The sequence below is a fragment of the Mesorhizobium sp. LCM 4577 genome, assembly GCF_001854795.2.
Lineage (GTDB): Bacteria > Pseudomonadota > Alphaproteobacteria > Rhizobiales > Rhizobiaceae > Mesorhizobium > Mesorhizobium plurifarium.
Map to the genome: position 1 here is coordinate 1 of NZ_MDDU01000021.1, position 14278 is coordinate 14278.

15 protein-coding genes and 2 pseudogenes are annotated in these 14278 nt (G+C 62.4%); 5 read left to right on the forward strand and 12 right to left on the reverse strand.

The genetic code is table 11. The features are described from left to right. Positions 1-42: 42 nt before the first annotated feature. The 8 genes and pseudogenes from LCM4577_RS20705 to uxaC form a co-directional block, all read right to left on the reverse strand. The gene (locus LCM4577_RS20705) at positions 43-375 is read right to left on the reverse strand and encodes a cupin domain-containing protein (RefSeq protein WP_071073180.1); all 333 of its coding nucleotides are present in this window, start codon (positions 373-375) and stop codon (positions 43-45) included. Between the two features lie 32 nt (positions 376-407). Continuing rightward, positions 408-1175, reverse strand: a complete 768-nt coding sequence (kduD, locus tag LCM4577_RS20710; protein ID WP_071073182.1) for a 2-dehydro-3-deoxy-D-gluconate 5-dehydrogenase KduD — start codon at positions 1173-1175, stop codon at positions 408-410. Beyond that, positions 1172-2023: a 5-dehydro-4-deoxy-D-glucuronate isomerase gene (gene kduI, locus LCM4577_RS20715; RefSeq protein ID WP_041002686.1), complete on the reverse strand. Its 852-nt coding sequence runs from the start codon at positions 2021-2023 to the stop codon at positions 1172-1174. Before kduI ends, kduD begins: the two co-directional genes overlap by 4 nt. 19 nt (positions 2024-2042) lie before the next feature. Beyond that, a complete protein-coding gene (locus LCM4577_RS20720; protein WP_041002689.1) occupies positions 2043-2816 on the reverse strand; it encodes a FadR/GntR family transcriptional regulator in 774 nt (257 codons plus the stop codon). 11 nt (positions 2817-2827) lie between these two features. Beyond that, entirely contained in the window at positions 2828-4108 is a 1281-nt protein-coding gene (locus LCM4577_RS20725) for a TRAP transporter large permease (protein ID WP_071073184.1), read from the reverse strand. Then, positions 4108-4635 (reverse strand): TRAP transporter small permease, encoded by a 528-nt coding sequence (locus tag LCM4577_RS20730; protein WP_041002693.1) that lies wholly within the window; start codon positions 4633-4635, stop codon positions 4108-4110. The genes LCM4577_RS20725 and LCM4577_RS20730 overlap by 1 nt, the downstream gene beginning before the upstream one ends. Positions 4636-4690: 55 nt before the next feature. Next, positions 4691-5666, reverse strand: a pseudogene (locus LCM4577_RS20735) (TRAP transporter substrate-binding protein). A gap of 31 nt (positions 5667-5697) precedes the next feature. Then, complete coding sequence (uxaC, locus tag LCM4577_RS20740; RefSeq protein ID WP_071073188.1) at positions 5698-7107, reverse strand: glucuronate isomerase; 1410 nt, start codon at positions 7105-7107, stop codon at positions 5698-5700. A gap of 336 nt (positions 7108-7443) precedes the next feature. Here uxaC and LCM4577_RS20745 point away from each other — a divergent pair. The 3 genes and pseudogenes from LCM4577_RS20745 to LCM4577_RS20755 all read left to right on the forward strand — a co-directional run. Next, a pseudogene (locus LCM4577_RS20745) lies at positions 7444-8198 on the forward strand (PLP-dependent aminotransferase family protein); the annotation flags it as partial. Continuing rightward, the gene (locus LCM4577_RS20750; RefSeq protein WP_244508395.1) at positions 8155-8385 is read left to right on the forward strand and encodes a hypothetical protein; all 231 of its coding nucleotides are present in this window, start codon (positions 8155-8157) and stop codon (positions 8383-8385) included. The pseudogene LCM4577_RS20745 and the gene LCM4577_RS20750, both read left to right, overlap by 44 nt. Then, positions 8382-8693: a response regulator gene (locus LCM4577_RS20755; protein WP_071033818.1), complete on the forward strand. Its 312-nt coding sequence runs from the start codon at positions 8382-8384 to the stop codon at positions 8691-8693. Before LCM4577_RS20750 ends, LCM4577_RS20755 begins: the two co-directional genes overlap by 4 nt. A 175-nt stretch (positions 8694-8868) precedes the next feature. On the opposite strand, the gene LCM4577_RS20760 is transcribed toward LCM4577_RS20755, so the two are convergent. Continuing rightward, complete coding sequence (locus tag LCM4577_RS20760; RefSeq protein WP_052468980.1) at positions 8869-10635, reverse strand: PAS domain S-box protein; 1767 nt, start codon at positions 10633-10635, stop codon at positions 8869-8871. Between the two features lie 226 nt (positions 10636-10861). On the opposite strand from LCM4577_RS20760, the gene LCM4577_RS20765 reads away from it, so the two are divergent. Together LCM4577_RS20765 and LCM4577_RS20770 are read left to right on the forward strand one after the other, a co-directional pair. Next, positions 10862-11080: a hypothetical protein gene (locus tag LCM4577_RS20765; RefSeq protein WP_041005801.1), complete on the forward strand. Its 219-nt coding sequence runs from the start codon at positions 10862-10864 to the stop codon at positions 11078-11080. Between the two features lie 5 nt (positions 11081-11085). Then, the gene (locus LCM4577_RS20770) at positions 11086-11502 is read left to right on the forward strand and encodes a low affinity iron permease family protein (RefSeq protein ID WP_338012042.1); all 417 of its coding nucleotides are present in this window, start codon (positions 11086-11088) and stop codon (positions 11500-11502) included. A gap of 438 nt (positions 11503-11940) precedes the next feature. Here the strand turns inward: LCM4577_RS20770 and LCM4577_RS20775 are convergent, their stop codons facing one another. The 3 genes from LCM4577_RS20775 to LCM4577_RS20785 all read right to left on the reverse strand — a co-directional run bounded on the left by LCM4577_RS20775 (position 11941) and on the right by LCM4577_RS20785 (position 14273). Beyond that, positions 11941-12075 (reverse strand): hypothetical protein, encoded by a 135-nt coding sequence (locus tag LCM4577_RS20775; protein ID WP_274534972.1) that lies wholly within the window; start codon positions 12073-12075, stop codon positions 11941-11943. A gap of 94 nt (positions 12076-12169) precedes the next feature. After that, entirely contained in the window at positions 12170-12439 is a 270-nt protein-coding gene (locus tag LCM4577_RS20780; RefSeq protein WP_041005973.1) for a hypothetical protein, read from the reverse strand. A 163-nt stretch (positions 12440-12602) separates the two neighbouring features. Then, positions 12603-14273, reverse strand: a complete 1671-nt coding sequence (locus LCM4577_RS20785) for a family 1 glycosylhydrolase (RefSeq protein ID WP_064745031.1) — start codon at positions 14271-14273, stop codon at positions 12603-12605. Positions 14274-14278 lie beyond the last annotated feature (5 nt).

Consider the following 14278-nt stretch of genomic DNA (forward strand, 5'->3'; position numbering starts at 1 on the left):
CAACAAGCCCGCGCCCGACGGCGCGGGCTTTTCTTTTGGTACTCAGCCCAGGAAATCGGCCCGGTAAGGCGCGAAGCTGTCGATCAGGCGGCCGGCCTCCAGCGCCTTGACGCCATGCACGAGGTTGGACGGCACGATGAAGCTGCTTCCTGTTTCGAGGATCTCCGATCGGCCGTCGATGGTGACCTCGAAGCGTCCCTCGGCGACATAGCTTGCCTGGACATGCGGATGCGAATGCAGCGCYCCGACGCCGCCTTTGTCGAAGGCGAACTCGACCATCATCAATTCATCGGTGTGCACCAGCACGCGCCGCCTGTTGCCGTCCGGCGTCGGCTCCCAGGTTTTTCCGCCCGCGTGGGAAAAGATATCGGTCATCGCTCAGCTTCCGTTCGAAGTARGTAGAAACGTCATCGCGCCAGCCAGCCGCCATCGACCGGCACCATCGCGCCGTGCATGTAGTCCGAYGCCGGCGAGAGCAGGAAAACCGCCACATCGCCGATATCCTCCGGCCGGCCCCAGCGCGCCGCGGGGATGCGCCCGAGGATGGCGGCGCTGCGGTCCGGGTCGGCGCGCAAGGCCTCGGTGTTGTTGGTCTCGACATAGCCTGGCGCGATGCCGTTGACGTTGATGCCTTTGGCCGCCCACTCGCAGGCGAGCAGCCTTGTGAGGCCGAGCACSCCGTGTTTCGAGGCCGTATAGGARGCGACGCGGATACCGCCCTGGAAACTCAGCACCGAGGCGATGTTGACGATCTTGCCGCGCCGTCCGGGCTCMGCCAGYACGCGCCTGGCAAAGCTCTGGCAGAGCCGGAAAACCGTCTTCAAATTGACGTCCATCACCTCGTCCCAGTCGGCTTCGCTGAGGTCGACCGCATCGGCGCGCCGGATGATGCCGGCATTGTTGACGAGGCCGTCGAGCGGGCCGCTCTCGCCCCAGACCCGGTCGAGCATCGCCGCGGCCTCCGCCGGATCGCCGAGATCGGACYTGACCGCCTCGAAGCTGCCGCCCACGGCCGCGACTTTCCCGGCGGTGTCGTCCATCGCCGACCGGCCGACGCCGACGACCAGGCCGCCGGCGCGCGCGATCGACACGGCGATGCCTTGCCCGATGCCCGTGTTGGCGCCGGTGACCAGGATGCGCTTGCCCGTGAGGCTGAAGGCGGAAAGATCGCTCACCGCAATTGATCCATCGTCACCTGGTCGACGTCGGTATAATCGACATTGTCGCCGGCCATCGCCCAGACGAAGGCGTAGCTGGAAGTGCCGGCACCCGAATGGATCGACCAGCCCGGCGACAGCACCGCCTCCTCGCTGCGCATGACGATGTGGCGCGTCTCGTCGGGCTCGCCCATGAAGTGGAAGACGCGCTGGCCCTCGGCCAGGTCGAAATAGAGATAGGCTTCCATGCGCCGGTCATGCACATGGCAGGGCATGGTGTTCCAGACCGATCCCGGCGCGAGCTGCGTCATGCCGACGACGAGCTGGCAGGTTTTTGCGCTATCGGCGTGGATGAACTGGAATATCGAGCGCTCGTTGCTGGTGGCCTGGCTGCCGAGGTCAAGCCGCCTGGCGTCGCCGATGCGGATCAGGCGGCTGGGATGGGTCTGATGCGCCGGCGCGCTGAGCAGGTAGAACTTTGCCGCATTGTCTGGATCGGCCGAGGCGAACGACGCCTGCCCGGTGCCCATACCGAGATAGACCATGTCGAGCGCCGCCATCTCGTAAGGAACCCCGTCGGCAGTGATGGTGCCTGCGCCGCCGATGTTGACAGCGATCAGCTCGCGGCGCTCGAGGAAGGCCTTGGTGCCGGTCGGCTTGATCGCCTCGAGCGGCAGGATCTTGTCGACCGGCATGGCGCCGCCGACGACCATGCGGTCGTAATGGGTATAGGTCAGGCTAACGAGGTCGGGCTTGAACAGGCCGCCTATGTGGAAATGATGGCGCAACTCATCGGTCCCCATGGCTGCCGCGGCCGCCGGATCGATGGCGAAGCGCGACGAAAACTCGGTGTGTCTCTGGTCCATGTCTGCCCTTGCCTGATAATCACTCGGTCGACGCGGCTTTCAGCGAATTGGCGTAATAGGCCTGCCTAGCCTGCAGCCGCTCGCGGTAGCGCTGCTGGCTGGCGGAGAGATGCGTCCGCATCGCCTCGCGCGCGGCATTGGCATCGCCGGCCGAGATCGCGTTCAAAATGACGAGATGTTCGCGTTGCAGGCCGCGCTGGTACTCGTCCGACTGGACGAGCTCGGTCGACCAGGGTGAGGTGACGTCGCAGGGAATGGCGCGGCGCCCGAGCACGTCGAGCATCTCGACATAGAACGGGTTGTTGGTGGCGCTGGCGATCGCGCGGTGGAAGGCAAGGTCGGCCGGGCCGGTCGGCTGGCTGTCGAGCAAAAGACGCTCGAACTCGAAGAAGGCCTCCTGGATCGCAGCCTCCTGCGCGGCGTTGCGGCGGATGGCGGCCAGCCCGGCCGATTCGATCTCGATCGCCAGGCGCACTTCGAGCACATTGAGCGCGATGGAATCCTTACTGCCCATGTCGGCGGCCAAGACGCCGAACGTCGTCGATATATGCTCGGTGACGAAGACGCCGGCGCCTTGCCGCGGCTCGACGAGGCCGTCGGCGGCAAGCTTGGCCAGCGCCTCCCGGATAACGGTGCGGCTGACCCCGAAAGTCTCGGTCAGCTGGCCCTCTGTCGGCAGCTTTTGTCCGGGCGGGATCTCGCCTGCCAGGAGCTGCTTGCGGATCGCTGTGACGACGTTTTCCGACAGCTTCGGTTTTCTCTCGACCCTGAGGTCGGTTGAGGTGGCCGACACGTGGCTAACTCCTAGTGGAAGAGGCTTGGTAGCCACAATGAGATTTCCGGTACGTAAGTGACAAGCATCAACACGGCAAAGGCGGCTCCGTAGAATGGCCAGATCGAGCGCATCGCTGTCCAGATCGGGATGCGGCCAATCGCGCAGCTGACGAAAAGCACCGCTCCCACTGGCGGTGTGCACAGGCCGATACCGAGATTCAGGATCAGGATAACTCCGAAATGCACGGGGTCGACGCCGTAGGCCATGACCACGGGCAGAAAGATCGGTGTTGTGATGATGATCAGCGGCGACATGTCCATGAAGGTGCCGAGAATGAGCAGCACCACGTTTATCAAGAGCAGGATGACCAGCTTGTCGCCGGAGATCGCCTGCAGGAAGGCGACCAATGCTGCCGGCACCCTGAGGTAGGCCAGCAGCCATCCGAAGGCAGCGGCACAACCGATGATCATGAGCACCATCGCGGTCGTGCGCACTGCTGCCGTTGTGGCGGTGACAAAGTCGTTCCAGCCCATCGAACGATAGACCAGCAGTGTCACCAGAAAGGCATAGACGATAGCAACGCAGGAACTTTCGGTCGCCGTGAATATGCCCGAGCGCACGCCGCCAAAAATGATGCCGATCAGGATGAGACCAGGAATTGCGGCGACAAGCAATTGCAGCGCGCGGCCGAAGCCGGCGAAGGGCTCCGTCGGATAGCCGCGGCGGCTGGCGACCCAGTAAGCCGTGATCATCAGCGACAGCGCCAGCAGCAGGCCCGGTATGATGCCTGCGGTGAACAGATCGGCGATCGAGATGCGCCCGCCGGCCGAAATCGAGTAGATGATCATGTTGTGTGAGGGAGGGATCAGCAACGCAATGATGGYGCCGACAGAGGTGATGTTGACGGCGTAGTCGACGCTGTAGCCGCGCGCTTTCATCTGCGGGATCATCAGCCCGCCGACTGCCGAAGCATCGGCCACCGCCGAGCCGGAAATGCCGCCGAACATCGTCGACGCGGCTATGTTGACCTGACCCAGCCCGCCACGGAGGTGACCGACCAACGCGCCTGCTAGCGCGACCAGTTTGGCGGCGATGCCGCCGCGCACCATCAGGTCGCCGGCGAAGATGAAGAACGGGATGGCCATCAGCGAGAACACGCTGACGCCGGAGTTGAGGCGCTGGAATACCACCAATGGCGGCAGGCCCAGCACCAGCACTGTCGCGAAGCTGGCGACGCCAAGACAAAACGCGATTGGGGTGCCGATGATAAGCAGGAAAACGAAGGTGCCGAACAGGACAGTCAGCGCCATCAAAGGTCCTCCTCGCCCGTGGCATATTGATCGGCGTCCACGGGCATGCCGGCAAATCGCCCGGCCAGCCGCTCCATGGAAAACAGGCAAACAAGCGTGCCACCCATGATCACCGGCAGGAAGCTGACACCGCCAGGGAGCGCGAGGGACGGCATCACCGTGTTCCAGGTCAGCCTTGTGAGCTGGACGCCGTAGACAACCATGCCTGAGCCGAAGGCGAGTACGACGACATCGGAAATGCTGCGCAGAACGGCCTTGGCGGCATGGGGCAAGAAATACAGCAGCACGTCGAAGCCCAGATGGGTGCGCTCACGAACCCCGACGGCCGCACCCAGGAAGATGAACCAGCCCATCAGGAGCACAGCGGACGATTCGGTCCAGCTCGGTGAATTGTTCAAGACATAGCGCGAGAACACCTGCCAGAATATGATCACCGTCATCAATGTCAGCCCGGCACCGCTGACCCACAGCGCCAGCCTCGCCATCTGCGATAGCAGCCGCTCTATTGCCAGCCAGAATGGTTTCATGTGCGTCTCCCAGCCTGGTGGCGCAATCGTCCGCGCCACCATGTCTGCGAACAGTCTATTGGGTTGCCTGGATGCGCGCGGCGAGGTCCTTCAGTTCCGGCGTCGACAGATATTTGTCGTAGACCGGCTTCATTGCGTCGATCAGGGGCTGCTTGTCGATCTCGCTCACCTTGACGCCTGCCTTCTCGACGATGTCGCGCGACTTTTTCTCCTGCGCGTCCCATAGCTCGCGCATCTTGACGACGCTGTCCTTGGCCGCTTGGCGCACGATCGCCTGGTCTTCCGGCGTGAGCTTGTCCCAGCTCGCCTTCGACATGACGAGCACTTCCGGAACGATCTGGTGCTGGTCGAGCGTGTAATGCTTCGCGACCTCATAGTGTTTGGCGGACTCGAAGCTCGGCCAGTTGTTTTCGGCGCCGTCGATAACGCCTGTCTGCAGGGCCGAGTAGACTTCGCCATAGGCCATCGGGGTGGCGTTGGCGCCGAGCGCATTGACCATGTCGACGAAGACGTCGGACTGGATGACGCGGAACTTCATGCCCTTCATGTCCGCCATCGAGGTGATGTCCTTCTTGGTGTTGTAGAAGGAGCGCGCACCCGAATCGTAGAACGCCAGTCCGACGAGGTTATGCGCCTCGAACGCCTTCAGGATCTGGTCGCCGATCGGCCCGTCCATGACGTGGCGCATATGCTCGACCGAGCGGAACATGTAGGGTAGCGACGGCACGGCGGTTTCCGGCACGATGCCGTTGAACGGGCCCATCGAGACGCGATCGAGGTCGATGACCCCGCTTTGGGTCTGCTCGATCGTGTCCTTCTCCTCGCCAAGCTGCGCGGAGTGATAGACCTCGATCGAATAGCGTCCGTTGGTGCGCTGCTTGATCAAGTCACCCATATATTTTACCGCTTCGACCGTCGGGTAGCCGTCGGGATGGGTGTCCGAAGAGCGCAGGACTGTTTCGGCCTGCGCCCCCGACCATCAGCGAACCGACGGCGAATGTGGCCGCCAACAATTTCGAAAAATGCAACATGACTTCCTCCCTTGACATTGCAGCGCTCTGCTCACAGGCGATATGCTTTCTTGGCAAGCGTATAGGCGAGCTCCCCGGCCAGCTCATGCGCCTCGTCCTCGCGCAGTCGATGCTCGGCGACCAGCCGCGCCAGGAAGGCGCAATCGACGCGGCGCGCGACGTCATGGCGCGCCGGGATCGAGGGGAAGGCGCGCGTGTCGTCGTTGAAGCCGACGGTGTTGTAGAAGCCGGCCGTCTCGGTGGTCATCTCGCGGAAGCGGCGCATGCCTTCCGGACTGTCATGGAACCACCAGGCCGGGCCGAGCTTCAGCACCGGATAGACGCCGGCGAGCGGCGCCAGCTCGCGCGCGTAGCTCGTCTCGTCCAGCGTGAACAGGATGATCGCGAGGTCGCGCTCCAGCCCGACGCAGTCGAGCAGCGGCTTCAGCGCCGTCACGTAATCGGTGCGGGTCGGGATATCGAAGCCCTTGTCACGGCCGAACTTCTGGAAAACGGAAGGCGAGTGATTGCGCCATGATCCGGGATGGATCTGCATCACCAGGCCGTCGTCGCGGCTCATCTTGGCCATTTCGGTCAGCATCTGGGCGCGGAACAATTTTCGCTCGCGGCCGTCCTCCGAGCCGCGGCGGATGCGGTTGAACAGCTCCTCAGCCGCCGCGTCGGAGAGATTGGCGGTCTCGGCGGTGGGATGGCCGTGATCGGACGAGGTGGCGCCGAATTCCTTGAAATAGGCGCGCCGCTTCCGGTGCGCCTCGAGATAACCGGCCCAGTTGCCGGTGTCGCATCCGGTGATGTCGCCGAGCCGATCGAGATTGGAAGCAAACCCCTGGAAATCGGGATCGACGACGGCGTCCGGCCGGTAGGCGGTGACGACGCGGCCGCCCCAGCCGCTTTCGCGGATCGTCCGGTGCCATTTGAGGTCATCGAGCGCGCCTTCGGTGGTGGCGATCACCTCGATGTTGAAGCGCTCGAACAGCGCACGCGGACGATAGTCGTCGCGCTGCAGCAGCATGGCGATCCTATCGTAGGTGCGGTCGGCGCTGGCCGCAGTGAGCGGCTCCTCGATGCCGAACAGATGCTCGAGCACATGGTCGAGCCAGAGCCGCGTCGGCGTGCCGCGGAAGAGATGATAGTGCTCGGCGAAGCGCCGCCAGATCGCCCGGCCGTCGTTCTCGACCGGCGAGCCGTCAAGGCTCGCCACGCCGAGCTCTTCCAGCCGCACGCCCTGGCTGAACAGCATCCGGAAAATGTAATGGTCCGGCACGATGAGCAGCTGTGCGGGGTCCGGAAACGGCTCGTTGAGCGCATACCAGCGCGGGTCGGTATGACCGTGCGGGCTGACGATGGGCAGGTCCCGAACCGAGGCGTAAAGCGCGCGTGCCAATGCGCGCGAATTCGCCTCCGGCGGAAACAGCAGGTCGGGATCGGTCAGTCCAGCCACATCGATCCTCCCAATTCCGCCATCGGTAGGATCGGCAGGAAATAATGTCAACATACAAAAATCAGATTCTTGTATGATGACGTCCCGGCAGAGCGAAGCTGGGCATTCCGTTTCGTCGGGCTGTCGGCCAACGGCGCGTAAAAAGGATTCGCCGTCGCGACGGTTCTTGCGGTGCAGGCTTCACGCATTGGCGAACCGCGGGCTGAACCATGGCTCGCCTCCAGGCGCTTCAGTGCCGGCTTCCCGAGCTCAAGGTCGCAGAGTGCGACCGGTGAATTCTGGGGAGAGCCAAAGAGCTTCTCAGTCCTCGGGCGAAATCGTCGGTAACACGCATGAGAGATCGCGGGCTATCTTGCCGTCGCCCGGGGTATCAATTGCCTTCCATCGCAGGTCATCGTCACCGGCGGCTTCGCAGCGGGGCTTGGCCTGGCGCTTCACGTTCTACGCTTGGAGGGGCGCACTGCCTGGGTGGAGGAACCCAGCTTCCCATGGTCCAGGAAGGGGCTGGAGCTTGCGGGCCTTTCCCTCGCTCCGATCCCGGTCGATCGGGATGGAATTGATATCGACCAGGCGTTTCGCCATCATCCGCATGCAAAGCTGTCCTCGTTACACCTGGCCAGCATGCGCCCCTGGGGGCCACCCTCTCGCTTGAACGGCGGCTTCGCCTGCTCGAATGGAGCGCGGCCAACGGCGCCTGGGTCATCGAAGATGATTATCTGAGTGAGCTGCAATTGACGGGCAGGGCCGCGCCGGCGCTCGCGTCGCTCGACCGCGATGGACGCGTCATCCATATCGGTTCATTCAGCAAAACGATCAGCCCGACGATCAGGCTGGGCTTCGTGATCGCGCCGGCCGAACTCGTCAGCCGCTTCGCGCAGGTAGCGGCGTGCCTGACGCCCCCACCCGGGCCGGCGGTGCAACTCGCGACCGCCGAATTCATGCGGGAGGGTCATTACATCCGCCATCTCCGGCGCACCAAGCGCGCCTATGAGGCGAAGCGCGAAGCCCTGCTGGAGCACCTTCGTCCGCTGGCAAGGCCCAATCAGCTTGCCACCCCTGGACTCGCGGTGCTTCGTCAAACAGTCCAAGGGCCACGTCAAACTGTACTCCGAAGTCGGGGAGGGCACGACCGTCAAGATATACCTCCCGCGGCTCCTTTCCGAGGCGTCGATTGAGGATGCCCCGGAGGTCCTGCCCGTCCCCGAAGCTGCCACCGGCGAGACGATCCTGGTGGTGGAGGATGACTTCGATGTGCGCGCTTACACGGTGAATCTTTGAAGGAGCTCGGCTACCTCGTTCTGGAAGCCCGTGACGGATCCGCCGCACTGGCGTTCCTGGAGGACAATGTCCGCATCGACATGATCTTCACCGACGTTGTCCTGCCCAGCGGCATGACCGGCGCCGATATTGTCAAAAGGGCTGCCGAACTCCGGCCCGGCCTCAAGGCCCTGTTCACCACCGGCTATTCGCGCAACGCCGTCGTCCACTACGGCAGGCTCGACAAGGGCGTCCAGCTCCTTTCCAAGCCCTTTTCATTTGAAGAGCTCGCGGCGAAGATCCGCGACGTTCTCGACAAAGCCGGTTAAGCAAAACACTCGGTCTCCGTGGCGAGCGTGGCCTCGCGGTAGGTCACCCCGGCTTGTGAATTTCAAATCGGAACGGAGCCTGAAAAGGTGATTGCCCGCCCCGCCTCCGTTAGGGCCACGCCCGGTCCAGCCACCGTCACCTCATAAGCCAGGGCGAGGCCGTGCCGATCGCACATTAAGCTGCGCTGCGATCATCCGCTGCCACAAATGCCATAGGCGCTCGAGGTGTCCAGACCACCCGGTCGGCGTCGTAGGTGACCCCGCCAATCCCGTTCAGCGCCTCCGGTGCCACCCGGTTCAGCACGACTGTTCCGAATCCATCGTGGGCGATCGTCTTGACCTCCGGCCCGTCCTTTTCGGTCCACTCCAGATGGAAGGTTCGGACACCGTCAAGGTCAGTCACGTCCCAAGTCAGCGTTATCGAGCCCCTGTGGCCCGACAGCACCCCGTATTTGGCGGAATTGGTACTGAGTTCATGGAACGCGATCCCGAGATACTGGACCGCATTTGGGGTCAGCACGAGGAGAGGGCCATGCAGGGAGATGGCGTCCTCCCGCCCGAATGGCTTGACCTGATCTAGGATAAGGTCGGCCACGGTGGCCCCTTTCCAATCGGCCGATACCAGGAGATCGTGGGAGCGCGAGAGCGCCATGATACGTTCGCGGACCCGCTTCTCGAAAACGTCGGGGCTTTCCGAGCGCTTGTTGGTCTCCCGGATCATCGACAGGATGACGGCGTACTGGTTCTTCACGCGATGGTTCACCTCCCGCATCAGCGTGCGGATACGCTGCTCGCTCTCCTTCGCGGCCGTGATGTCGCGCGCGATCTTGGAGGCGCCGACAATACGGCCGGTTGCGTCACGCACGGGCGAGATGGTGAGTGACACCGGGATTTCGGTGCCGTCCTTGCGCCGGCGGACGGTTTCAAAGCTCTCGACGCGTTCGCCGCGGCGAATGCGATCGAGGATCATGGGCTCTTCGTCCACGTGTTCCGGCGGGAAGAGCATGGTGATGTGGTGCCCAACCGCCTCCTCTGAGGTATAGCCGAACAGCCGCTCGGCACCCTTGTTCCAGGTTCTGATGAACCCCTCGAGGTCCTTGCTAATGATCGCGTCGAACGAGGACTCAACAATCGCCGAGAGGTGCTGGGCAGCATCTTCGCCGCGCTTGCGGTCGGTTAGATCGAGCAACATGTTGACGGCGCCGGTCAGCTCTCCGCGCTCGTTACGCAACGGGGTAAGGAATGGCGTGAACGGAAAGAGCGAGCCGTCTGGACGCTGCGCGATGGCCTCGACGTCGCGGACCGGGCTATTTTCCTTGAGCGCGATAGCCATGGGACACTGGTCATGCGGCAACTCTTCGCCTTCGGGGGTGAAGAGCCGAAAGGTCACGCACCACTTGTCCTGCCCGATCTTCGGCTCGCGGCCCGCCAGTGCGCCCGCCGCCTGGTTGTAGTAGGTGATCGTTCCTCCGGCGTCGGTCGTGTAAACCGCCACAGGCAGGGCGTCCAGGATCTGGTGGAAGCGCTGCTCTTGCCTGCCGATCACTTGTTCGGCTGTTTTCAGGGGTGTCACGTCCACCGTAAAGCAGCGGGTGTGGACCAGGCGGCCGCTCTTGTAGGACCCGCTGGAGCTGACTTCCACATGTTTCAATGAGCCATCCCGAGCCTTCAGCCGCGCAGGATAACGGTGGACCTTCTCGCCCCGTGCGAGGCGATCCATGATGTCGCGGATGACGGTTCTGTCGTCGTAGAAACCGGCGATCTCCTGCCCAATATACTCGGCAGGTTCATAGCCCAACATGCGCAATTCTGCAGAGTTTGCGTGGACGATGCGGCCGTCCGCGTCGACGATGTGCAGGCCAACGGCAGCATTCTCGAAGAAGTCTTCGTAGTTGACGGACACGAGGTCGTCTACCAGCCCGGAGGGCCTCGTCTTTGCCATTGATGTCCCGTCAAACGCGATAAGCCGTGAAGAAACTTCGGACGAGGCGAATGGTTCCCGGCCACTATCAAGTTCCTGCGACGCAATGAGCCGGCTAGTAACCCACCGTATTCTGCTCAGGCGACTTACGTTCCTATGATACCCGCTTGCTCTCCCGGGCAATCACTTTGCAACCTCCTGGCGCACGCAACGTTGTGAGGAACCTCTAGCCATGACACGGGACAGAATGAGCAAAGATATCGAGAACTGGGCCGATGCCTACGATGTAGTGACCTTCGCCCGGAAATACGGGCTCACCGTCCAACAAGCCAAAGTCATCATAAGCTCCAACGGTCCTTCCCGTCACGGCTGCGACATGGGCGCAATTGCGTTCGTCAGAGCCATGCGATTGAGGGCAAGCCGACCGAGCCGCACCAGGAAAAAGCTGACCAGCCCTGCTCAGTGACAGCCGTGACAGAGCAGATAGGGGACCAGCTGGAAAAGACCTTCAGCCGGCTGGCGGGCAGTGTGGCCCGCGCGTGCGGACGCCCATGGGCCTTTGCGCTCTGTCTCTTGTCTCTGGCGGTGTGGGGGATTTCCGGCCCCGTCATGCACTACTCGGAGACGTGGCAGCTCATCATCAACACCGGCACCACCATCGTCACCTTCCTGATGGTGTTCCTCATCCAGAACACCCAGAACCGTGACGGCGTAGCGGTTCAGGCTAAGCTCGACGAGTTGATCCGCTCCGGCAAAGCCAAGAACGATTTTGTCGGTCTCGAGCATTTGACGGCAGCTGAAATCGAGGAGGTGCTCAGCAAGCGCTCGCGTGCTACGAGGCGGCGCCGGGCACAAGGGGCGAAGCGATCGCGAAAGCCGCTAGGCTAAGATTTGGGGTCGGCTTAGCCGGGCCAGTCAACTTCGGAGCCGAGCCTGTCCTGTGAGCTGTTCGCAAGACAGCAAAAACCAATATTCCCTTCCGGCGTTCACTTGGACGAGGCAAATCCAATCCAACTGCCAAACGACATCAATGTCGTTGGCGCTATTATCAACGAGCTTTTGATAAACGGTGAAGTATGGGTTACCCGGAAACGGGCGCGGAGCCATCCGGGTTTCCATCAGACGAAGCGGCGAAGGCATTAGCCTGGTGAGGGGTCGGGCTTCGAACTCAGTTCAGTGCGATCGTCTGCGTCGGGTCTGCGCTTTGTTGACGGGTTAGCGCGGCAGATCGGCGCGAGTTTCGAAGTGAGCCGGCGCCCGTCCAGACGCAGCTGCTTAGCCTGAAGGCATGCGGCACGATCCAAGTGAGCTGGAAACGGTAGAGGGTCACGTCCGCTTAGCCAGCACATCGCGCGCCAACACCAGATCATCCAAGCGTTCAAGGAAAAAGGCTTCCCTATGGGAGAGGCAGAAGAAATCCTCGCAACGCTGCTCGATCCTTAGCGCCAGCACGAAATGCATTTGACCTTCATCCGAAAAAAGTTGGGCCTGCCAACCTGACCCACTACCGAGAAAGGTCTGTGCTCACGGGCGACCTTAAGGAAACCGTATGCCGTCACCCTCCCTGTTGGTTGGGAAGCTTGTAGTTCCCGAGGGGATCTTTCTGGACGCCGGGAGATGGTCGGCTATCCGCTGGGGCGTTGCCTTGCCCAACGTTCTGTTCCGGCGTGCGCTTTAAGCCCGGCGTCTGCCTCGATTCCATCGAGCGCGCGAGCATGAAGAAAGCAAGCAAACACAAGAACAGCACTAAAATTAGCGCTGCTCCCCAGCCGACGATGCGCGCCGTACCTTTCTGCTCCTGCCTGCGGGACATATCTTCGGCCATCGATAATCTCCGGTTCTGGGCGGTGATCACGTCACCTCCAACTCCGAACTTGGTATATCGGGTGATGTTCCTTAGAGACGTCTGAAGGGGTCGTCGGCTGGTCCGTCGACAGCTTCGGTCACCATGCGCGCCTACAGCGAGATCGCAACTCTGCGTAAACGGCTTAGACCGCGTAGCTGGCGCCGCTCTCGTCTCCTGCGACAGTCCCTATCCAATACTGATTGTTAGGCCCCGCCCGCAGCAACCTGAACGTCCCCGTTTGTCCGTCCACTACGAGGTCAAGGAAGGCGTTGGCAGTCTCGACCATGCCGATCGTACGGGCGGCTTGCAGATCCAACGTGGCGGTGCCGGGAAACCGACAGCGAAGATTAGTTAGAGCTGACAGCGATCCTCGCGAGGACCGATCTTCGTCAACACTTATCGCCGCCCAGGAATTCGTCTGCGCCAGCTCTTGCGTGAGCTTGTCCGCTGGCGTTGGGCGAACCGCCAAGCGACGAATGTGGCAACACTCCTCGATGACTGACGCCATTCGGCCAAACCCTGCCAGAAGCATTGTCCGTGCAGGCTTTATTGGTGGGCACTCCGTTCGCCACCAACCGGGCCGATCGAGCGCGGGATGATCGAATGCACCTTCCTTTGCGATTTGACTCAGAGCGCTCGCAATGATGGTCTTTCTGGGGCTCGCGTCCCGCACGTCGAAGGCTCCGCTCTCGTAATAGCCCTTTTGATGTACCAGCATCGAGTTCCAGTCGGTGGCTCCGAACAGTGACCAGGCGGTTATGGCGCGAATGTCGGCTCCGTCGCGCCTCCCCGCCTCGGCTTCGTGCCATCCCTCGATCAGCCACCGCAACTGTTCCTCACGCGTGCATCCGTTGTGCAACTCGGTGACGGCGATTGGCCTGCGGTAGCGATCCCAAATTTCCTTTAGCCGGAACCGTAAACGTGCGTGGTCGCGCATCTGGGACCGCACTGCAGCGATGTCGACATAGGCGTCGACGCCATTCCCCCCGGTCTGCTCGCCCGGATACCGCCGCAGATCGTCGTCGAGCATGCGGTCGCTTGTCAGGTAGTAATCGATCCCGATGACGTTGGGCGGGCAAGGGTCCGCGGTCAGCTCAACGAGATGGCGGCGGTCCACGCCCGCGTCAAGCAGCCGCCGGTGGAATGGATGGTCGTCGTCAACCAGGCCGCTCAGCAGATCAAGCGCCAGCCATCGCCGCTCGTTTTCATAGTCGGCCTGGTAACGGAGCCGGGGCGTGGAGAACACCCGCCCAAAATCTTCGGTCTGGACAAGTTGCGCACCAGGTATGTGTTTGCGGATTGCCTTCATGGCCATGGCGATTGCGCGGCACTGCGCGACGGTCAATCGGAAGCAGGTTGCCTCGCAGGTGCCATGCGGATGCCAAAGCCCATAGAGGCCGCTTATGCGCGCTGTCGTCAGTGGCTCGTTGATCGGCGTGAACATCTCCAGCCAGGGATAACGTCGCGCCACTTGCCCGGCATACCTGGCCAGCAATTCGGGGAAGTCCGGATCAAGCACATGGGTCGATTTCGGTCCGCTGCCATGATGGACCAGCCCCGCGATCGGCCTCACGCCAAGCCGTCGCAATTCGTTGAGACGCGAGTCCGGCCACCGCCAGTCGCGCGAACCATCGCCCTCGACCACTTCCCAGAGCACGGGGTATCGCACGGTCTTGATACCCATCTCGGCTATCAGGCTGAGATCGCCGGCACGGTCGAAATGGCCGGTCTCGCGGAGTTGATCGCGGGTCCGCTCGCGCAGGCGCACAATGCTACATTCAACGCCGCCCCAGATTTCGAGACTATCGCTCAACTTGC

What these genes read in the sequence shown, in the direction of transcription:
- LCM4577_RS20775 (WP_274534972.1), bottom strand. Translation starts at nt 12,075, where the DNA reads ATGCATTTCGTGCTGGCGCTAAGGATCGAGCAGCGTTGCGAGGATTTC.
- LCM4577_RS20765 (WP_041005801.1), top strand. Translation starts at nt 10,862, where the DNA reads ATGAGCAAAGATATCGAGAACTGGGCCGATGCCTACGATGTAGTGACC.
- LCM4577_RS20730 (WP_041002693.1), bottom strand. Translation starts at nt 4,635, where the DNA reads ATGAAACCATTCTGGCTGGCAATAGAGCGGCTGCTATCGCAGATGGCG.
- LCM4577_RS20780 (WP_041005973.1), bottom strand. Translation starts at nt 12,439, where the DNA reads ATGGCCGAAGATATGTCCCGCAGGCAGGAGCAGAAAGGTACGGCGCGC.
- LCM4577_RS20760 (WP_052468980.1), bottom strand. Translation starts at nt 10,635, where the DNA reads ATGGCAAAGACGAGGCCCTCCGGGCTGGTAGACGACCTCGTGTCCGTC.
- kduI (WP_041002686.1), bottom strand. Translation starts at nt 2,023, where the DNA reads ATGGACCAGAGACACACCGAGTTTTCGTCGCGCTTCGCCATCGATCCG.